Genomic DNA, 18,386 nt, shown 5'->3' with positions numbered 1-18,386 from the left:
GCGAGTTCGGCTCCGTTGGGCGCCCGGCGCACGCTGACGCTTGCGAAAAAAAAGCCCCCGGGAGCCTGGCGGCCGCGGAGGCTTCCGATGCGTCGTCAGGATTTATTCCGTGGCGACGTCCGAAGGGTGTTTCCATGCATCCCGCACCTGCGTGCTCGGCGCCAGTGCAAGATTGATATTGCGCGCGCCGATCGGCTGCTGGAACCATTGCTTCTGCAAGGCGACGACCTGCGGGCCCGCGAATACCGACGCGAGGGTCTGGTCGACGAGTTGCTTCCATTCCGGGTCCGCCCTGGACATCATCAACGCATTCTGCTCGACCGACAGGGCGGGACCCACGATTACGAACTGCGACGGGTCCTTGGCGCGGGCGCGCAGCCCCGACAGCAACACGTCGTCCATCACAAACGCCTGGGCGCGGCCGGATTCCAGCAGCAGGAAGGACTCGCCATGATCCTTGGCGTAGATGTCGTGGTAACCATACTGGCTCTTCAGGCGGCGCACGTGGCGGTCGCCGGTGGAGCCGGCGCTCGTTACCACGTTCTTGCCGCGCAGGTCATCGAATGACTGGATGCCGGAGTCCGCGCGCACCAGCATGCGTACCGTGGAGATGTAATGGGAGACGCTGAAAGCTACCTGCTTCTGGCGCTCCAGCGAATTTGTATTGGGCGCGCAATCCAGATCCACCAGCCCGTTGACCACGGCCGGGATGCRGTTCTGCGGCGTGAGCGGCATCCATCGCACCTTGATCGTCTTCAGCCCAAGCTTCACGCGCGCGGCTTCGGCGGCGCGCAGGCACAAGTCCACCGCGTAGCCCGCAGGCTCGCCCTTGTCGTCGGCGAAGGAGAACGGCAGGGCCGATTCCCGGTAGCCAAGCACGATCGTGCCGGTATTGCGAATCTTGTCCAGTACCGGGCTTTGCGCCTGGGCTGCCTGAGGGGCGGAGAACGACAGCGCGGCCGCCGCGGCGAAGACTAGCTTGACCAGCAGGTGCGAGGCGCGCGATGCGCCGGCGCTGGTCAAAGTGGAAAACGGAAACATATGTCGAATATTTCAAAAACCGCAAGGCTACGCCCGAGGCCTTGCTAGGCAAAGTACATCTTCGTCATTAGCAAATATCCGCCGGGGATTAGCCAGAGGCAATGCGATGCCGCGGATGAGCGGTTTCCCGGCGCGCGCAGCGCCCGGCGCGGTTTCACAAAATTTCACGTTCGTCGGGTTGCGGCGGACTGGATGYGCGCGGTACGCTACCGGGTTCGCTGCGTCTGTGACGTGCAGTGATCACGATAGCGAAGGGAATCATGACTATTTCGCGCAAGAAGATCGCGCTGGGTGCTGTTGCGCTGGCAGTAGCCGCGGGTGTCGCGGTGCAACTGGTCTGGCACCCGTTCGGCCGCGCCTGGAAGGGGCAGCCGCGCCAGCTTGAGCTTGATTTCAACCGCCCGGACGCGCTGGCCGACAGCGAAAGCCTGTCCAGCCTGCCGCGCGACATGCTGCGCGTGCCGCTGTTGCGGGACGTGCTCACCGAAGATTTCGTCAATTACTACGAAGACAATGAAGGCCGTCTGTCCGCTGCCGGCGCCTTGCGCCGCATAGCCTTCGAACACGAGCTGGACTGGAGCGACGCATTGCTCAAGCGCGTGTTCGACGAACCGGGCCGGCTCATGGCGTGGCGCGGCGCCGATGGCACCTTGCGCTATTGGGCGCTGTCGATGGAGCGCAACGGGCTGGCCAAGGTGCTGCAGACTCTGGGCACCATCGCCCCGGCCGACACGCAACTGAGCCGCGCCGGCGAAATCGACGGCACGCCGCTGTACGCGCTGCGGGTCGGGCCGGCGCGCAGCCTGCTGCTGGCGGGCAAGGGCGACCGGCTGGTGATCCTGTCCGAAGCAGGCATGTTGCTCGACGCCGAGAGCAAACCGATTGCGGCCCGCGCCAAGGCAGTGGCCGCCTGGCTGTCCGACGACGCCGGCGCCCGCGAGGCCCCGCTGCAATCGTTCGCACTGGATGCCGCCAAGGGTCCGTCCAAGGGCCACCGTGTGGTGGTGGGGGCGAACTACCTCTCGTTTGGCTACCAGGCCTTCTTTCCAGGCATCGAAGCGCTGCGCTTCGATCTTGCCGGCGCCGACCCCAAGGCTGGAGCCGACGATGTCGTCTGGCGCAGCGCGGTGCTGGTAGATGGCGCGCGCCTGCCCGGCCAGTGGAACACGGCCGAACTCTGGAAGGCCTTGCCGGCCGACCCCGCCGCTTGCGCCACGCTGCCGGTCGACTGGCAGGCCGCCGGCAAGATGTTGCAAAAGGTCAGTGACGGCAAGGAGGAACTGGCAACGCAGGTGGGGCAGGCCTTCGACGGCCCGGCCGCGGTGTGCTGGTACAGCAAGTCGGCGCTGGTGGCGCCTCTGTTCGTCGCGCGGATCAAGTCGGCTGACGCCGCCGCCACGTTGCGCCCGGTACTGGCGAGTCTGTTCGGGCAGGTGATCGGCGCCTACGAGCCCAATGCCGGTGGCGAGAAGGGCGCGTACGCGCGGCTGCCGGTGCAGAACCGCGAGGGCGCTGGCGGGGCCGTGCTCTGGTCGCGCGCGGTCAGCTCGCCCTACGGCACGCGCGAGGCCAAGGGTGCGCCGTTCGCGGCCCAGTTGTCGGCGGGCGCCTATTTCCCCGTGACGCTGGCGCTGGCTGGCAATATCGTGCTGTTCTCGCCTGATGGCGCGCTGGTCGACGATGCGCTGGCGGTGCAGGGCAAGCGCTTTCCGGCGGCGGCCGACACCATGCAGCGTGGCCAGCAGGCTCGCACCGTGCTGAGCTTCACCCCTTCGGCGCTGGCGCCCCTGGTGCGGCGCGAGGCCACGAAGGCATTGCCCGCGGACCAGGAGGCCTTGTTCCTGAACGCGGCGCGCGCGCACCTGTTCCCCAAGCTGAAGGCGCTGGCGACCTACCCGGCGGTGTCATTGGTGCTGGCCGACAGCCTGCCGTCCGGACGTGGGTGGGTGCAGGTGAACTGGCAACAGGCAGGCTTGCCGCCGCGCGGCGTGCTGGCTGCGGCACCGTTGGCGACCCCGTCGGCGCAAGAGGCCGCGCAGTGATGGCTGTAAGCCGAGGCCGCCGCGCAATGCTGGCGGCGCTGGTGGCTGGCTTGCCGCTGGCTGGCAGCGGCCGCGCCTGGGCCTTGTCGGGTCTGGATGCCGGCACGCCCGGGGCGGACTCGCTCGATGTCACGCAGTCGGCGGCGTTTCGCGCATGGTTCGTACGCATCGTCGGCGAGCAATTGCGCCAGGGCCCGACCCCGCGCTGGTACCAGCGCGATTGCGCGGGTCTGGTGCGCTTTGCCGTGGGCGAGGCGCTCAAGGTGCATGACGCACGCTGGCTGCGTGCCAACGGCATGCAAGGCGGTGCTTCGGCACGCCAGCTGCCGCCTGAGCTGAGCCTGAGCCCGGGCCAGCGAACGCTTGGCCAGCGCTGGACCCGCGCCGACGGCAGTACAGGGGCTTATGCCTCGGCCCTTGCGCTGGTGCAGGGCAATAGCCGCTTCGTTGCCCGGAACGTCAACCTGGCCCAGCCCGGCGACCTGCTTTTCTACGACCAGGGCGACGAACAGCACCTGATGATCTGGATGGGCCAGTACCTGGCCTACCACACCGGCACCGTGACCAGTACCGATAACGGCCTGCGTGCCGTCACCCTTTCCCGTCTGATGCAATGGAACGATTCGCGCTGGCAGCCGCAGGACGGCAATCCCAATTTCATCGGCGTATTCCGTTTCGCCTTTTTGTCGAGGTAAAGACGATGCCTGTCGTCATGATGCGCGCGAGCGCGTTCCTGAATTCCGTGATTGCCCGCATGCTGCTGGCGCTTGCCCTGCTGGCCTGCGCCCACGCGGCCGCCGCCGCCGGGCAGCCCGGCGTCACGCTCGATACGGTGCCGTCCAGCGGCTACAGTGCCTTCCAGGGGCAGCCGTTCTTCCTGCTGTCGGACGCCAGTTTCGGCAGTGACCAGACCGCGCAGGTACGGCTGGAAGCGCCGGGGCGCGAATACAAGAGTGAGCTGCAACGCTACGGTGGCGCCGATGTCCTGGTGTACCGGGTCGCGGACCCGATTGCCTTCCTGAAGGCGCAAAAGAACCTCCACCGCATCGACGTCAAGGCGAATTACCGTGGAGAAGGGCTGGCCAATACCCTGTCCTACCTCTGGGATAGCTGGTACAAGCAGGCGCGCCGCGCATGGCAGCGCGTGCTGTCGTTCGCCACCCGCAGCAAGGCGGTGGAGGAATCCCCGCAGTTCAGCATGGGCGACCAGATCTCCCAGCCCACCCGCTTCGAGAACAATCCGCAGTATGAGCCGCTCAAGGGCTATGACGTGGTCGAGCGTTTCCGCTACCCGATCTGGGATGCCAGGGAGATCCAGCCGCCGAAGGACGTCAAGCTCGAAGGCAGCAGCAGCGAATTCCTGCCGCGCGACGTCGGCAATGTCATGGTGCCGCTGGGCAAACTCAAACCGGGCCTGTATATCGTCGAAGCCATTATCGGCACTTACCGTGCCCATACGCTGCTGTTCGTCTCCGACACCGTGGCCATTACCAAGAGCACGGGCAACGGCATGCTGGTCTGGGCCGCGCACCGCAAGAGCGGGCGTCCCGTTGCCGGCGCCAGCCTGTCCTGGACCGATGGCCTGGGCGTGCTGCAGAGCGCGACCACCGGCGCCGACGGTGCGGCGGAACTGGCCCATACCAGCCCGGAACGCAGCTACCTGCTGGGCGTGGACCCGGCCGGCGGTGCCTTTATCTCGGAAAACTTCTACTACGACAGCGAGATCTTCAACACCAAGCTGTACGCCTTCACCGACCGGCCGCTATACCGCCCCGGCGACGAGGTCCGGGTCAAGTTCATCGGCCGCAATTTCCGCAACGCCACCGAATCGGGGCCGGCCGCGGCGGGTGATATCAAGCTGGAGGTCCTGGACCCCAATGGCGCGCCACTGGCTTCGGTCGGTACCGCGCTGGCGGCCGACAATGGCGCCGATGCGCGCTTCACGCTGCCGGCCAATGCACTAGCCGGCGGCTATACGCTGCGCTTCGACTACGGCGGCAATACCTACGGCGGCGCTTTCCGCGTGGCGGAATACATCAAGCCGCATTTCGACGTCAATCTCGCACTGGACAAGGCCGACTACGCAACTGGCGAGGCGGTCAAGGGCAAGATCCAGTTGCGCTATCCGGACGGCAAGCCCGTCAAGGATGCCAGGCTGTCTGTCAGCCTGCGCGCGCAGCAGGTGACGATGGTGGAGGGCGAGCTGCAGTATGCCGGCCTGTTCCCGGTCAAGCTGGAGCAACAGGAACTGACCACCGACGGCAGCGGCAATGCCGCGCTGACCCTGCCCGCGGCCAAGGATCCGAGCCGTTATGTGGTCACGGTGTTTGCCAACGACGGTGCGGCCTATCGGGTCAAGGTCACGCGCGAACTGCTGATCGCGCGCGGCGCCACGCCGTACAAGCTGACCGCGCCCGCCAATTTCACCAACCCCGGCCAGAGCGTGACCTTCCAGTTGCAGGCGCTCGCGGCTACCGGTCAGGCACCGGCGCAGGCCCCCGCCAAATGGGAGCTGGTGCGGCTCGAGTCGCGCACCCGCAGCGAAGGCGCGCTCGGCGCCGCCGCAAACGGTGCACTGGCGTTCCCGGTCAAGTTCGAGCAGCCGGGGTCGTACACGCTCTCCGTCAAGGATGGCGCCGGCAATCTGCTGGCCGCCGCCAGCCACTGGGTGGCGGGCGAGGGCCTGCAGACCGTGCCGGGCAATATCGAGATCGTGTTCGATCGCGACCGCTACCGCATCGGCGACACCGCCGAGGCGCTGGTGACGTTCCCGCTCGCCGTGGATGACGCCTTGCTGACGCTGGAGCGCGACCGGGTGGAGCGGCGCGGCCTGCTTTCCATGGGCGGCGACTGGCTCTCGCTGGAGAAGGTCACCGACAGGCAGTGGCGCGCACGCATCAAGGTGGGCAACGATTTCAGCCCCAACATGACGTTCTCGGTGCTGTACGTGAAGGACGGCGATTATGTGTTCCAGAACGCCGGCATTGCCGTGGTGCAGCCGACCATCGAACTGACGGTCAGGAGCGAAAAGCCTGTCTATGCCCCTGGCGACACAGTCACGCTGGACCTGACGAGCGCCTTTAACGGCAAGCCCGTGCCGGCCAATCTCACCGTCAGCGTGGTCGACGAGATGGTCTATGTGCTGCAGCCGGAGATCGCGCCGAGCATTGTCGACTTTTTCTACCATCCACGCCGCAACAGCGTGCGCACCACGTCCAGCCTGAATTTCATCGGCTACGACCTTGCCGTCTCGGCCCAGCCGGGTGCTGGCGGGCCGGAGCGGGGCCGCTACAACGAGCGCGGCGTGAAGGTGCTGGAACGCCCGCGCCGCGATGAGAAGGACACTGCTGCGTGGGAGGCCAACCTGCGTACCGGCGCCGACGGGCGGACGCGCATGAGCTTCACCATGCCCGATTCGCTGACCCGCTGGCGCGTCACGGTGCGTGCCATGTCGGGCGATGGCATGGTCGGGCAGCGCACCGCCAGCATCCGTTCCGACAAGGGCCTGTATCTGAAGTGGACCGGGCCGCAGCGCTACCGTGCCGAGGACGCCCCGCGCATCGACATGGTGGCCTTCAACCAGGGCGAGCAGGAAGTGGCGGCGGATCTCGTGGTGATCGGCGCCGGCCTGAACGTCAACCAGAGCGTGGCGCTCAAGCGTGGCGCCAACTACGTGCGCCTGCCGGTCTCGCAAAGCGCCTTGCAGAGCGGCGTGGTCAATGCCGAGATCAAGGTGCAGGGCAAGACGGTGGATCGCTTGCAGACGACGCTCACGGTCGAGCCCACTGGCTGGCTCTCGCAGCGAGAGCTGACGTTGCCGCTGGCCGGCGCCAACGCCGCGTTCAAGCTGCCGGCGGATGCGCAGGATGTGCGCCTGCGCTTCGTGGATGGCGCCGCCAGCCAGTTCGCCCGCGTGGCCGACGATCTGCTGGCCTATCCCTACGGCTGCACCGAGCAGACGGCCAGCCGGCTGATCCCGCTGGCTTTGGCGCAGCGCAGCCTTGCGGCCACTGGTGCCGACACCGGCGGCGGCACGCAGGGCATCGACGCGCTGCTGCGCACCCAGCGCCAGCGCCTGGCGCTGCTGGCCGGCGTCAATGGCCAGTTTGGCTGGTGGGGCGATACGGTGGGCAATAGCGGGCTGCTGACGGCCTATGCCTACTACGCCGACTGGCTGGCAACGCGTGCCGTGGGCATCAGCCTGCCGCCCGATCACTGGAAGCGCACGCTGGAAGCCTACAAGCAGGCCATGAAGGAGCCGCTGCTGCATCGCACGCTAGCCCTCTGGTTCATCAACGAGATGGGCCTGCCGGTCGCCACGCAGCTCGGCGGTTTGGCCGGTGAGCTGGCGCGTCCCGGTGCCGATGTGCCCGGTGCCGCGGCGGGCGAAAGCCTGGTGTTCGCCGCGCCGGATTCGCTGCAAGGCCGCCGTGTGGCGGCGGTGCTGGCGGCGCAGCTTTACAGGCAGATCGGCCAGCCGATGCCGGAAGGCCTCGCCGGCGCCGCGGACGCCGCGCGCCAGGCACTGGCTAACGACCCGTCGCCGCTGGTGCAGAGCCTGCTTCTGATGGCCGGCAAGGGCGCAGCCACCTCCGACGTGCAGGCGCTGCTGGCGCGCGCGGGCGCCGCCTCGCCCACCATCGACCGGGCGGTGACGCTGGTCTGGCTCAACAAGGCCCTTGGCGGCGGCCTGGGCCGTGGCCTGGCCGGCGAAGGCGATCCCGCGCTGCGCGTGCCGCAGGGCAACTGGAAGGCCGCGCGTAGCCAGCTAGGCCTGCCGGAATGGCGCTGGAACGGGCCGCAACTGCCCGAGACGCTGGCCCTCACCGTGCCGCAGAACATGGAAGCGGCGTCGCAATCGTTCAATACGAATGCGGTGCTGTCCTACCGCAGCCGTGCCCAGGAGGCCTCGCGCTTGCCTGTCGGCATCGAACGCAAGCTCTATCGCCTGGTACCCACCAGCGATGGCGCCGCGAAAGAGGGCAAGCAAGCCGAGGCAGCCGCCGCGGGTACGGCTGGCCTGGCGTTCTCGGCCAAGCCGGTCAAGCCGGGCTACAAACTCGACAGCAATACGCTCTATGTCGATGAGATCGTGCTGAGCCCGCGCCAGGGCACGTTCCGCTACGGCCTGGTAGAGGCGCCGCTGCCGCCGGGCGGCGAGGTCGAAGGCACGACCTGGGGCCTGCGCATCGAGGGGCTGCCGGATCCGGACAACAAGGCCACGGGCCTGCAGCCGTTCCAGCGCGCGGTCACCTACGAGATGGGCATGCTGTCCTATCACCAGCCGGTGGTCTCGCTCGAGCGCCCGGTGGTGCTGCGCCAGTTGGTGCGCTTCTCGCTGCCGGGCAAGTTCAACCTGCCGCCGGTGCGCTATTTCCGCATGTACCAGCCGGATGCCAAGGCCCTGCAAGGCGACGGCAAGACGGCCGGCTTCCCCCTGACGGTGGAGTGAGGCCGGCATGAGCGGGGCGGTGCGCAAGGCGATGGCCCGGGCTGCTTATGCGGCGTGCCGCCGGGGGTGGCGCGTGGCGGCACTCGTCGCGCTGGGCGCGGCGTGCGCCGGGACAGCGCTGGCCGCAGCGCTGGCATCCGCCCGCCCCGGCGCGGGCGAGCCCCTGCGTTTCGCGCGCCTCGCCGGCGCCGAGGCCCAGTTGTTCCATCTCGACGGCAACGCCGCAGCAGCGCCCGCGCCGCTGTCCGCGAGCTTGCAGGCGCCGCTGGGYAGCGTGTGGAAGCTGTTCGTTTACAGCTACCTGGTGGGCCGCGACAAGCCTTCGGACGATTACATCTGCCGCGGCGGCGATCCGGAGGAGGCTTACTGCTGCACGCCCGGGCAGAGCATCGATCGCGAACGCGCGCTGATCCAGTCCTGCGGACGCTATTTCGAACCACGCCGGCTGGGTTTGTCCGGTACTGACTGGCGCCGTTTCTGGAAGGAGGCCGGTGCGCCGGCATGGCTGCAGGACATGCAGGCGATGCAGCCCGAGCGCAAGGTGACCGTGGCCGATCTGCTGGCCGGGCTGCATGCGGTCCCGCCGGCCGCGCAGCAGGCCGCCGCCGCCACCCTGGTCTCCGTGCTGACCGTGGGACGCGGGGAAGGCACGCTGGCCACCTATGGCAGCCTGCTGCGCGCCAAGACCTGGACCATGCCCGATCCCGCGCGGCCGGGCGCGTCCATCGGCGGTGCCGCTGGCTGGCTGGCCGATGGCAGCCCGGTCTGGCTGGGCGGCTCCGGCGCCAGCGCCAACGTGCTGCGCCGTGCCGCGCCTCGCCTGCAGCCGCTGCTGGCATCCGTGCCGGTGCCCGATGACGGCGCTTGCGTGCTGGTCGACATGTTCGAGCGTTATCCGCTGCGCGATCTGCAAGCCGTTGGCGCCGGGGCAAAGCGGCAGGCCCCGCCGGATGGCCCGCTCAACGGCACCTTCCGCGCCGAATTCACCAACGGCAACAGCCTGCGCGTCGAAAGCCGGGGCGAGCTGACGCTGATGCGCACGCCTGGTGCCGCACCGCGCGTGCTGGGCCGCTTCGGGCTCAACGACTATGTGGCGCGGGTGGTCGAGCGCGAGGGCGACACCACCGAGCCCGAGGCCGCCCGCGCGCTGGCGGTGGCCGCGCGCAGCTACCTGATCCAGCAGGCCACGCGCGAGCAAGGCTGCTTCCATATCGCCGACAGCAGCCGCACCCAGCGCGTGCTGCCGCGCGCGCCCACCGCGGCGGCGCGCGCCGCCGCCGACCTGACCGATGCGCTGGTGCTGTCCGGCGTCGCGGTGCGCTACCACCATGATGCGGGCGGCCCGGGGCGCATGGCCTGGCTGGAGGCCCGGCGCGCTGCCGGGCAGGGCCAGGCATTCGACGCCATCCTGGCACGCTGGTGGCCACAGGCCACGCTGACCTCGTTCCAGAGCCCGGTGGCCGGAGATTGCCTGGCGGTGGCCAATGCGCGGCAATGGTTGGCCCAGCGCGCGCCCCAGTGGGAGCGCCGGCTCGCGGCGGAGCCGGGCTACGAAACCCCGCCGCTGCCTGCCGTGTGCGAAGTCCGCGAAGGGCGCCCTTATGCCGATGCCCGCCGTAACCGTCTCTATGTCCACCGGCTTGCCAGTGAGGACGATCGTGTTGCGCTGGCCCACGAATATCTCCACCTTGCGTTCGCCCGCCACCCTCGCGGGCAGGACGAAGGCTTTGTCGAAGCCCTGGCGCGCAAGTTGGTACGTACGCAGAATCCATGATGAAACCCACCCGCAAACGCATCCGCAACTGGCGCTGTGGCGCGCTGGCCCTGGCCTGTGCCGCAGCACCGCTGGCCGTGGCGGCCGAGCCGGTCGCCGATCTCGAAGGTCCGGTCGGCGGCTGGCGCCACGGTGGCCTGTCCAGCGAACTCGAACGCTACACCGCCGCCTATCCCAAGCCGCCGGTGGACCGGGGCGCGCAAAAGTACCGCACCCTGATCGAGGGGCGCCTGCGCAAAGTCGGCAAGGCCGACCGCAAGCCGCCCACCCTGGTCGTCAACGGGACCGCCATGCCGCTATATACCGACGAGCAGGGGCGCTTCGCGCGGCCCTGGGCCTTCGGCCGCGGCTCCAACAGCGTGGAAATCGTGTCCGCCGACGGCGCTTCGCGCCAGCGCTTGCAGTTCTACGAGGCCGATGCCACCAAGACCCAGGCCAAGCTGCGCGCCGTGCTGACCTGGGACGATCCCAAGGCCGAGGTCGACCTGCATGTGATTTCGCCGGATGGCGGCCATGCATTCTTTGCCAGCCCGCTGTTGCCGGAGGGGGGCGGGCTGGACGTGGACAGTGTGGACGGCGCGGGACCGGAGATATTTTCGAGCGCGGCGCCGCGTCCTGGCGTGTGGTTGTTCTATGTGAACTACTGGGGCAATTTCAACGCCGCCGGCTACAACTTCGAGAAAGGCGCGAACGAGCGCGACCTGATCACCGCCAAGCTCACGCTGATCTACAACGAGAACACGCTCAACGAAAAGCGTGAGACGCTCGTGGTGCCGCTGCGCAAGCTGGGCGAGCTGGCGCTGATGAAATCGGTGCGGTTCTGAGCAGTAGCGGGCACGCGGTCAGTAAATGCGGAAAAACAGCCGCAAAGAACGTCAGTAAGGAAGCATGGATATGCAGCGTTTGCCGAAGTTAGCCATTTTCAGCCTGACCCTGCCGGCGCTGCTGCTGGCGGGGGCCGCGCGCGCGGACGATGCCATCGAGTTCACCACGCCGCGCAACGGCTGGCGCAACTCCGCCGGAGACACCGCGGCCTCGGCCTATACGCAGGAAGTCCACTACCCCGCGGTGGCGGTTTCCACGCGGGCGGGACAGGCCGCCAGCGCGATGATCGCCGGGCGTATCCGTTCAGCGCCGAAGCCTGAGGGCGAGGCCACGAGCCCGTCGCCGGGCGGGCGCGAGCGCCGCACCGGCGCGCCGGTTGCTACCCTGGTGGTCAACGGCGTGGCCATGCCGCAACGGGTCGAGGAAGATGGCCGCTTTTCGCGGCCGTATGCCTTCTCCGGTGGCAGCAACAGCGTGGAAATCCGCAGCGCGCAGGGCGCCAGCAAGCGCGTGCAGTTCTACGACGGCTACCAGGGCAAGACACGCCCGCGTCTGCGCGTGGTGCTGTCCTGGGATAGCGATCAGACCGACCTGGACCTGCACGTGGTGGCGCCTGATGGCCAGCACACGTTCTATGCAAATCGCGTGGCCACCAATGGCGGCGCGCTCGACGTCGATGTCACCACAGGTTACGGGCCCGAGATCTATTCCATCGCCGCGCCGCCGCCCGGCACCTATCTGGTCTACGTCAACTACTACGGCAGCGGCGCCGGCCCGGAGGCCATCACCGTGGCGCAAGTCGCGTTGATCACCGATGAGAACACCCCCAACGAAAAGCAGCAGGTGTTCCTCGTGCCAATGCGCAAGGCCGGCGAACTGACCCTGATCAAGTCCTTTGTCATGAAGTGATCCCACTGCGGGCGCAAGCCTGGCATTCCCGGCCAGCCCGGATATTTCCTGGAAACCCCAATCGCCATGTCGCAGCAGAAGATCCTGTTCCTCAGCGTTTCCGCCGGCGCCGGCCACATGCGCGCCGCCGAAGCGCTTCGCCTCACCGCCGAAGCCGAATTTCCGGGCGTGCAGACGTTGCACCTCGATGTCATGGAGTACGTCCCGGCGACCTTCCGCAAGCTCTACACCGATTTCTACATCAAGCTGGTCAATAGCTATCCGGCCTTGTGGGGCATGCTGTACCAGAGAACCTCCGAGGCCGACCCGGCCGCGCCGATGCAGAAGCTGCGGCGCGCCGCCGAGCGACTGAGCACGCGCGCGCTTCGCCGCGCGATCGATGAATTTGCGCCGGATGCCATCGTCTGCACGCATTTCCTGCCCGCGGAGATCCTGATGCATGAGGTACGCCGGCTGCGGCTGGCGGTGCCGGTGTGGGTGCAGGTGACCGATTTCGATCTGCACGGCATGTGGGTGATTCCCAATATGACGGGCTATTTCGCCGCCAGCGAGGAAATCGCCTTTCGCATGCGGGCCAATCGCATCGAGGCCGGCCGCATCCATACCACCGGCATCCCGGTGGTGCCGGCTTTTTCCCACCCGCAGGATCGCCAGGCTTGCGCGCGGCACTTCGGGCTCGATGCGGCCCGGCGCACGATCATGCTGATGGGGGGCGGGGCAGGGCTGGGAGGCCTTGACGAAGTGGCCGATGCACTGATACGGCTCGATCACGATTTCCAGCTGATCGTGCTCGCCGGGCGCAATGAGACGGCGCTGGCGCGGCTCAAGACACTGGCTTGCGCGCATACCTCCCGGCTCTTCCCCTTTGGCTTCACCAACGAAGTGGAGCGCCTGATGGCGTGCTCCGACCTGGTCATCACCAAGCCCGGTGGCCTGACCACATCCGAATGCCTGACGATGGGTGTGCCGATGGTGGTCAATGCGCCCATCCCCGGCCAGGAGGAGCGCAACGCCGATTACCTGCTGGAGCAGGGCGCTGCGCTCAAGGCAGTCGATCTCGTGTCGCTCGAATATCGTGTCCGGCTATTGCTGGCGGAGCCGGCGCGGCTCGATCAGATGCGCGTGCGCGCCCGCGCGCTGGGGCAACCGGCGGCGGCGCGCCGCGTGCTGGGAACCGTGCTGGGGCACCTGGAACGGTGCGGCCAACTGACCGGGCAGGCTGCGGGTGTGGCGCAGGCGGGACGCTGAGATGCGCGCCCTAAATCTCTCGGCTTCGCACCAGCGCGCGCAGTCCTGTCCGTCGCGGCATCCACTGGTGCTGATGCTTACCGTTGCCTGGACGCTGCTATTGGCGTATTTCTTCGCCAATGTGGAGATCCAGATCGAAGGCGCCGCGGGCTGGGCGGCAAACCTGCCCACCTGGCGCGTCGAACATCACTGGCTGCTGGAGATCTTCTGGGGCGGCCGCCCGATGACCGGTTATCACGCGTGGGTGTTCCCTTGCGTGGCACTGTTCTTCCATTTCCCGCTGGTCTACGGTGGACGCTGGAACTGGCGAGCCGAAGCGCGCGTGATCGCCTGCATCATGCTGTTCTGGATCGCCGAGGACTTCCTGTGGTTCGTGCTGAACCCGGCGTTCGGGCTGGCGCGCTTCTCACCGGATTTCGTGCCCTGGCATATTCACTGGTGGGCCGGCGCGCCGACGGATTACTGGGTTTCGCTAGCGGCGGCGGCGGTGCTTTTCTGGCTGTCGTGCCGGGTGGCGCGCCGCTAGCCGGCGCAGCGCGAATTGAATCAGGCCGAAGCCGCTTCCGCGTTGCAGCGTAAATTCCGCCAAGGCGGCGTGTCCACCGAACGCCCTGGCCGGGACAGGCTGGCAGGAGCGAGCGACGGCAGGCATCGGCCACGGTTTCTAAGCCGAAACCATATTAATGTGACGTTAAGATATCTATTTGTTGAAAAGATGTGGTGATTGTGCCTCATTGAAACAAATCGTCACGCTCCATCCTGGCCCGTTTCGGTACCGATCGTGTTTCTTGGGAGTAAAATCCGGCCCTTGTGTACTTTGTAGCATTCTTATAACAAATGAGCCCCCGTCCTTCGCGCATGGCGTGCATTGACGCTCTCAAGGCGATCAGTTCCCAACTGATCGTGCTGCACCATCTTGCCTTCTACGGCCCCATGTCCGATGCGGCGCACGTGCTGGCTCCCGACCTCCTTGACTGGTTTTCGCAGTACGCGCGTATCGCCGTTCAGGCTTTTCTCGTCATCAGCGGCTTCCTGGCGGCGCGTAGCCTGGCGCCGGGCGGGCATCTGGTGGTGCCGCATCCCTTGCAGGCGATCTGGCGCCGCTACCAGAAGCTGGTGGTGCCCTATAGCGTGGCCATCCTGATTGCGATTGCCGGTGCCGCCATTGCGCGCACCTGGATGCATCACGATTCCATTCCGTCGGCCCCCGGCCTGCATCAGTTCCTGGCGCATGTGCTGCTGTTGCACAACGTGCTCGACTTCGACGCGTTGTCGGCCGGCGTCTGGTACGTGGCCATCGATCTGCAACTGTTCGTCTTGCTGATTGTTGCGCTGTGGGCGGCGCGCCGCTGCGCGCAATGGTTCGATGTCGGCGGCAGCCCGCTCGGGCCGCTGGTGGTGGCGGGGCTGGTCGTGGCTTCGCTGTTCTGGTTTAACCGGGATGCGGCCTGGGATATCTGGGCGATTTACTTCTTCGGCGCCTATGGCATGGGCACGCTGGCGTTCTGGGCCTCCGCACCGGAGCGTTCGCCGGTTGCGTTGCTGGTGCTGGGCGCAGTGGTGCTGGCGGCACTGATCGTGGACTTCCGCCTGCGCATTGCCGTGGCGCTATCCATCGCCCTGCTGCTGGCCGTTGCGCGGCGCGGAGGGTGGCTGGATCGCTGGCCGCAGGCCCCGAGCCTGGCATTTTTCGGGCGCATTTCCTACTCGGTCTTCCTGGTGCATTTCCCGGTGTGCCTGGTCGTGAACGCGGTGGTATTCCACGTTGCACCGAATCGGCCGCTGCTCAATGCGCTGGGCATGATACTGGCATGGCTGTTGAGCAACGTTGCCGGCACCGTGTTCCACCGTTACGTGGAGAGTACCGACCCGCTACGCGCATTGCGCATGGCCTTGTGGCCGGCGCGCGCGGAACCGGCCCAGCGGCAGCAGGGCGGGCAGCATCGGTCGACCTGACCCCTCGCGATCACAGCCTAGCGGCACCCCGCCCCAGCGGCTGGGTGCCGCTTTTCTTTTGCATGGTGCCTGTGCACCATGAACTGGCCAGCGGGGCGGCGCGCGCACGCGGATGGTGCGGCACGCCATCGTGCGGCATGCAACACAGGGTAGAAACTAGCATTGGGATATGGCACGAAGGTTGCCTACTATGGAATTGCAAACCTGACCGTTTGGTCAGGATTCCTGTTCCGAGGCTGCCATGTCCGACCATATTGTCCTGACTTCGCACGCGCGCCGCGACAAGCCGGCCGAACCCATCCACTGGGGGGCCGCCACGGCGGCGGAGCGCGGACCCGTGATCGCCAGCGTGACCAATCCGGCCCAACGCAATGTCATTGGCACCCACTCCGGCGCCTATGCGGTGTATCGGGCGCTGGCGGTGGCCTCCGGCAAGTTGCAGCGGGATCATCGCGCCGATCTCACCGATACCTCTCCGGCGGAAATCGTCGGGCCCCATCCGCAATGGAGCGACCCGGACAAGATCGTCTCCCTGGATCCTTGGGGCCATCTGGTCTCGACTGCCTTTGCAGACCGCATCGCGGCGGGTATCGATATCCGGCCGACGATCGCCATTACGCGGGCACACATCAATATGCCGGAACTGACGGGAGCCATTGCAGCCGGCCGCCTCACGCCTGACGGCCAGATCCTGCACGCCAATGGCGACGTACGTGTCACCAAGGCAGCGATCGACCCGGTCTGGTACCTGCCGGCGCTCGCGCGCCGCTTCGAGATCAAGGAGAGCATGCTGCGCCGCAGCCTGTTCGAGCAGACCGGCGGCATGTTCCCCGAACTGGTGACGCGGCCCGACCTGAAGGTGTTCCTGCCGCCGATCGGTGGCATGACCCTGTACTTTTTCGGCGATGTGGCCAAGCTGGGCAAGCCCGAGACCAAGGTGGCCTGCCGCGTGCACGACGAGTGCAACGGCTCGGACGTGTTCGGCTCCGATATCTGTACCTGCCGGCCCTACCTGGCGCATGGCATCGAGGTTTGCATCGAGATGGCGCAGCAGGGCGGGGTGGGCCTGGTGGTCTACAACCGCAAGGAGGGCCGGGCACTGGGCGAAGTGACGAAGTTCCTGGTCTACAACGCCCGCAAGCGCCAGGTCGGCGGCGACCGGGCCGAGACGTATTTCGCGCGTACGGAGTGCGTGGCCGGCGTGCAGGACATGCGCTTCCAGGAACTCATGCCCGATGTATTTCACTGGCTTGGCATCAAGCGTATCGATCGCTGGGCTTCGATGAGTAATATGAAGCACGGGGCGCTGACCGCTCAGGGTATCGAGGTGGTCGAACAGGTAGCGATTCCCGATGCACTGATCCCGGYCGATGCCCGAGTGGAAATCGACGCCAAGGTGGCGGCTGGCTATTTCACGAGCTATACCCCGCCCGGTGCCGAGGAACTCGCGCTGGCCAAGGGTAGAGGACTGGACGAATGAACGAGATACCCGAAGCGGGCGGCCCGCAGGGCTCCCCCAGTGCGTTCACGARTGACGCGGATGGCCGCGGCGGATGGGCCAGTCCCGTGCCGGCGGGCCATCCGGCCGCGGCGCTGCTGACCGGCCTGGCGGTACGCACCCGATGCGCCGCCGTGACGGACCATGTGGCGGCAGGCGCGTCAGAGCTGTTCACGTGGCACCCGGAACGGATTCCGGCGGTGGCCGATTATGTGGCGACCACCATCCGGGAACGTTATCCGGACCTGAACGTGCCGTACCACAGCCGCTGGCGCCACTTTGAAAGCGGCGGTCCCGGCGAGAGGCTGGACCGCTGGCAGATCCTGTGCGAACGCGGCGGGCTTTCCGGCGAGGCTGACCGCGAGGAGCGCGCCCGCATCGGCATCGATCTGGTGATTCCCAGCGTATTGCTGGACGCCGGCGCAGGCCCCGACTGGCGCTACCGCGATCCGGCCAGCGACCTGCTGCTGACCCGTTCCGAGGGGCTTGGCGTAGCCAGCTTCGACTTGTTCGCGCGCGGTGGTTTTTCCGCCCAGCCGGGCCAGCCGCTGCGCTCCGATGCCGAGCGGCTGATGCGGATCGACGCGCCTTCCATCGCGACCGCCTTCCAGGTGGCACAGCACAATCGGCTGGTTGGCCTGGACGGCCGTGCCGGCCTGCTGCGCCGGTTGGGCGAAGTGGCGCAGGCCACGCCGGCCGTGTTCGGCACGCCTGCGCGTCTGGGCAACCTGTATGACTACCTCAAGGCACATGCCGTCGACGGCCAGATCGAGGCCGGCTTCGTGCTGACCACGCTGCTGGTAGCGCTCGGGCCCGTGTGGCCGGGGCGCGTCAGCCTCGGTGGCATATCGTTGGGGGACTGCTGGCCACATCCGGCCTGCACCGACGGGCTGGTGCCTTTCCACAAGCTGACGCAGTGGCTGACGTACTCGCTGCTGGAGCCGCTCGAAGATGCCGGCCTGGCCGTGACCGGGCTGGAGGCGCTGACGGGCTTGCCGGAATACCGCAATGGTGGCCTGCTGTTCGATTTCGAACTGATGGTGCCGCGCGATCCCGGATTTGCAGCCTTGGCGCATACCGTCGACGAGCCGGTTATCGTGGAGTGGCGTGCCCTTACGGTGACGGGGCTGGACCTTGTGGCCGCGTCGGTGCGCGAGGCGCTTGGCCTGTCGGCCGCGGCGTTCCCGCTTGCCCGCGTGCTGGAAGGCGGCACCTGGGCCGCGGGACGGCGCATTGCCGCCAAGCGCAGGCCCGGCGGTCCGCCGCCGTTCGTCATCAATAGCGATGGCACGGTGTTCTGACCGATATCGCAGCCACGCGCCGAGCCGCAGCAAGACCTCTTCGCGACCGCCCTCCAGGAGCGCATCATGACCGACCTCTCCGCCGTACCGCCCGTCACTCCGTCCGTGCTGGTGGTGGACCATCCGCTCGTGCAGCACAAGGTCACGCTCGAGCGCAGCGAGGAAACCACCACAGATAACTTCCGCCGGCTGGTGCGCGAGATCAGCCAGYTGCTGACCTAYGARGCSACSCGCGACCTGGCGATGGARACSATCKCCATCAAGACCCCGATCGCGCCCATGCAGTCGCCGGTGCTGTCGGGCAAGAAGCTGTGCCTGGTATCGATACTGGTATCGATAC

13 protein-coding genes are annotated in these 18,386 nt (G+C 67.2%); 12 read left to right on the top strand and 1 reads right to left on the bottom strand.

What is annotated here, in order from left to right; all coding sequences use genetic code 11:
• Positions 1-102 precede the first annotated feature (102 nt).
• Entirely contained in the window at positions 103-1,041 is a 939-nt protein-coding gene (locus AC1DN0_RS11745; protein ID WP_477145733.1) for an amino acid ABC transporter substrate-binding protein, read from the bottom strand.
• 260 nt (positions 1,042-1,301) lie between these two features.
• On the opposite strand from AC1DN0_RS11745, the gene AC1DN0_RS11740 reads away from it, so the two are divergent.
• The 12 genes from AC1DN0_RS11740 to AC1DN0_RS11685 all read left to right on the top strand — a co-directional run.
• Positions 1,302-3,083, top strand: coding sequence for a DUF2138 family protein (locus tag AC1DN0_RS11740; RefSeq protein WP_441628434.1), 1,782 nt, complete (start codon positions 1,302-1,304; stop codon positions 3,081-3,083).
• Complete coding sequence (locus tag AC1DN0_RS11735; protein WP_441628432.1) at positions 3,083-3,778, top strand: DUF1175 domain-containing protein; 696 nt, start codon at positions 3,083-3,085, stop codon at positions 3,776-3,778. Before AC1DN0_RS11740 ends, AC1DN0_RS11735 begins: the two co-directional genes overlap by 1 nt.
• Before the next feature lie 17 nt (positions 3,779-3,795).
• Entirely contained in the window at positions 3,796-8,535 is a 4,740-nt protein-coding gene (locus AC1DN0_RS11730) for an alpha-2-macroglobulin family protein (protein ID WP_441628561.1), read from the top strand.
• A gap of 7 nt (positions 8,536-8,542) precedes the next feature.
• Entirely contained in the window at positions 8,543-10,309 is a 1,767-nt protein-coding gene (locus AC1DN0_RS11725) for a DUF2300 domain-containing protein (protein ID WP_477111532.1), read from the top strand.
• Positions 10,306-11,133, top strand: coding sequence for a YfaP family protein (locus AC1DN0_RS11720; protein ID WP_430869796.1), 828 nt, complete (start codon positions 10,306-10,308; stop codon positions 11,131-11,133). The genes AC1DN0_RS11725 and AC1DN0_RS11720 overlap by 4 nt, the downstream gene beginning before the upstream one ends.
• Positions 11,134-11,203: 70 nt before the next feature.
• A complete protein-coding gene (locus tag AC1DN0_RS11715; RefSeq protein ID WP_441634583.1) occupies positions 11,204-12,043 on the top strand; it encodes a YfaP family protein in 840 nt (279 codons plus the stop codon).
• A 66-nt stretch (positions 12,044-12,109) separates the two neighbouring features.
• Complete coding sequence (locus AC1DN0_RS11710) at positions 12,110-13,291, top strand: MGDG synthase family glycosyltransferase (protein ID WP_477145732.1); 1,182 nt, start codon at positions 12,110-12,112, stop codon at positions 13,289-13,291.
• 1 nt (position 13,292) lies between these two features.
• Positions 13,293-13,817 carry a hypothetical protein gene (locus AC1DN0_RS11705; RefSeq protein WP_441634587.1) on the top strand — a complete coding sequence of 175 codons (525 nt, stop codon included), beginning with the start codon at positions 13,293-13,295 and terminating at the stop codon, positions 13,815-13,817.
• Between the two features lie 311 nt (positions 13,818-14,128).
• The gene (locus AC1DN0_RS11700) at positions 14,129-15,247 is read left to right on the top strand and encodes an acyltransferase family protein (protein WP_441634589.1); all 1,119 of its coding nucleotides are present in this window, start codon (positions 14,129-14,131) and stop codon (positions 15,245-15,247) included.
• 241 nt (positions 15,248-15,488) lie between these two features.
• On the top strand, positions 15,489-16,727 hold the full coding sequence (locus AC1DN0_RS11695) for a GTP cyclohydrolase II (protein ID WP_477145731.1): 1,239 nt from the start codon (positions 15,489-15,491) through the stop codon (positions 16,725-16,727).
• Positions 16,724-18,046, top strand: a complete 1,323-nt coding sequence (locus AC1DN0_RS11690) for a URC4/urg3 family protein (RefSeq protein WP_477145730.1) — start codon at positions 16,724-16,726, stop codon at positions 18,044-18,046. The genes AC1DN0_RS11695 and AC1DN0_RS11690 overlap by 4 nt, the downstream gene beginning before the upstream one ends.
• A 66-nt stretch (positions 18,047-18,112) precedes the next feature.
• Positions 18,113-18,386, top strand: a 274-nt coding sequence (locus AC1DN0_RS11685; protein WP_477145729.1) for a uracil phosphoribosyltransferase, incomplete at its 3' end; no start/stop codon positions are given.

The organism is Cupriavidus sp. 05N39 (genome assembly GCF_056397325.1).
Note: the sequence above shows the minus strand (reverse complement) of the source record. Positions and strands in the feature narration are given on the sequence as shown.

Excerpts from the sequence above, each read along its gene's own strand:
- AC1DN0_RS11740 (WP_441628434.1), top strand. The coding sequence starts at position 1,302 with ATGACTATTTCGCGCAAGAAGATCGCGCTGGGTGCTGTTGCGCTGGCA.
- AC1DN0_RS11735 (WP_441628432.1), top strand. The coding sequence starts at position 3,083 with ATGGCTGTAAGCCGAGGCCGCCGCGCAATGCTGGCGGCGCTGGTGGCT.
- AC1DN0_RS11730 (WP_441628561.1), top strand. The coding sequence starts at position 3,796 with ATGATGCGCGCGAGCGCGTTCCTGAATTCCGTGATTGCCCGCATGCTG.
- AC1DN0_RS11720 (WP_430869796.1), top strand. The coding sequence starts at position 10,306 with ATGATGAAACCCACCCGCAAACGCATCCGCAACTGGCGCTGTGGCGCG.
- AC1DN0_RS11715 (WP_441634583.1), top strand. The coding sequence starts at position 11,204 with ATGCAGCGTTTGCCGAAGTTAGCCATTTTCAGCCTGACCCTGCCGGCG.
- AC1DN0_RS11710 (WP_477145732.1), top strand. The coding sequence starts at position 12,110 with ATGTCGCAGCAGAAGATCCTGTTCCTCAGCGTTTCCGCCGGCGCCGGC.
- AC1DN0_RS11705 (WP_441634587.1), top strand. The coding sequence starts at position 13,293 with ATGCGCGCCCTAAATCTCTCGGCTTCGCACCAGCGCGCGCAGTCCTGT.
- AC1DN0_RS11700 (WP_441634589.1), top strand. The coding sequence starts at position 14,129 with ATGAGCCCCCGTCCTTCGCGCATGGCGTGCATTGACGCTCTCAAGGCG.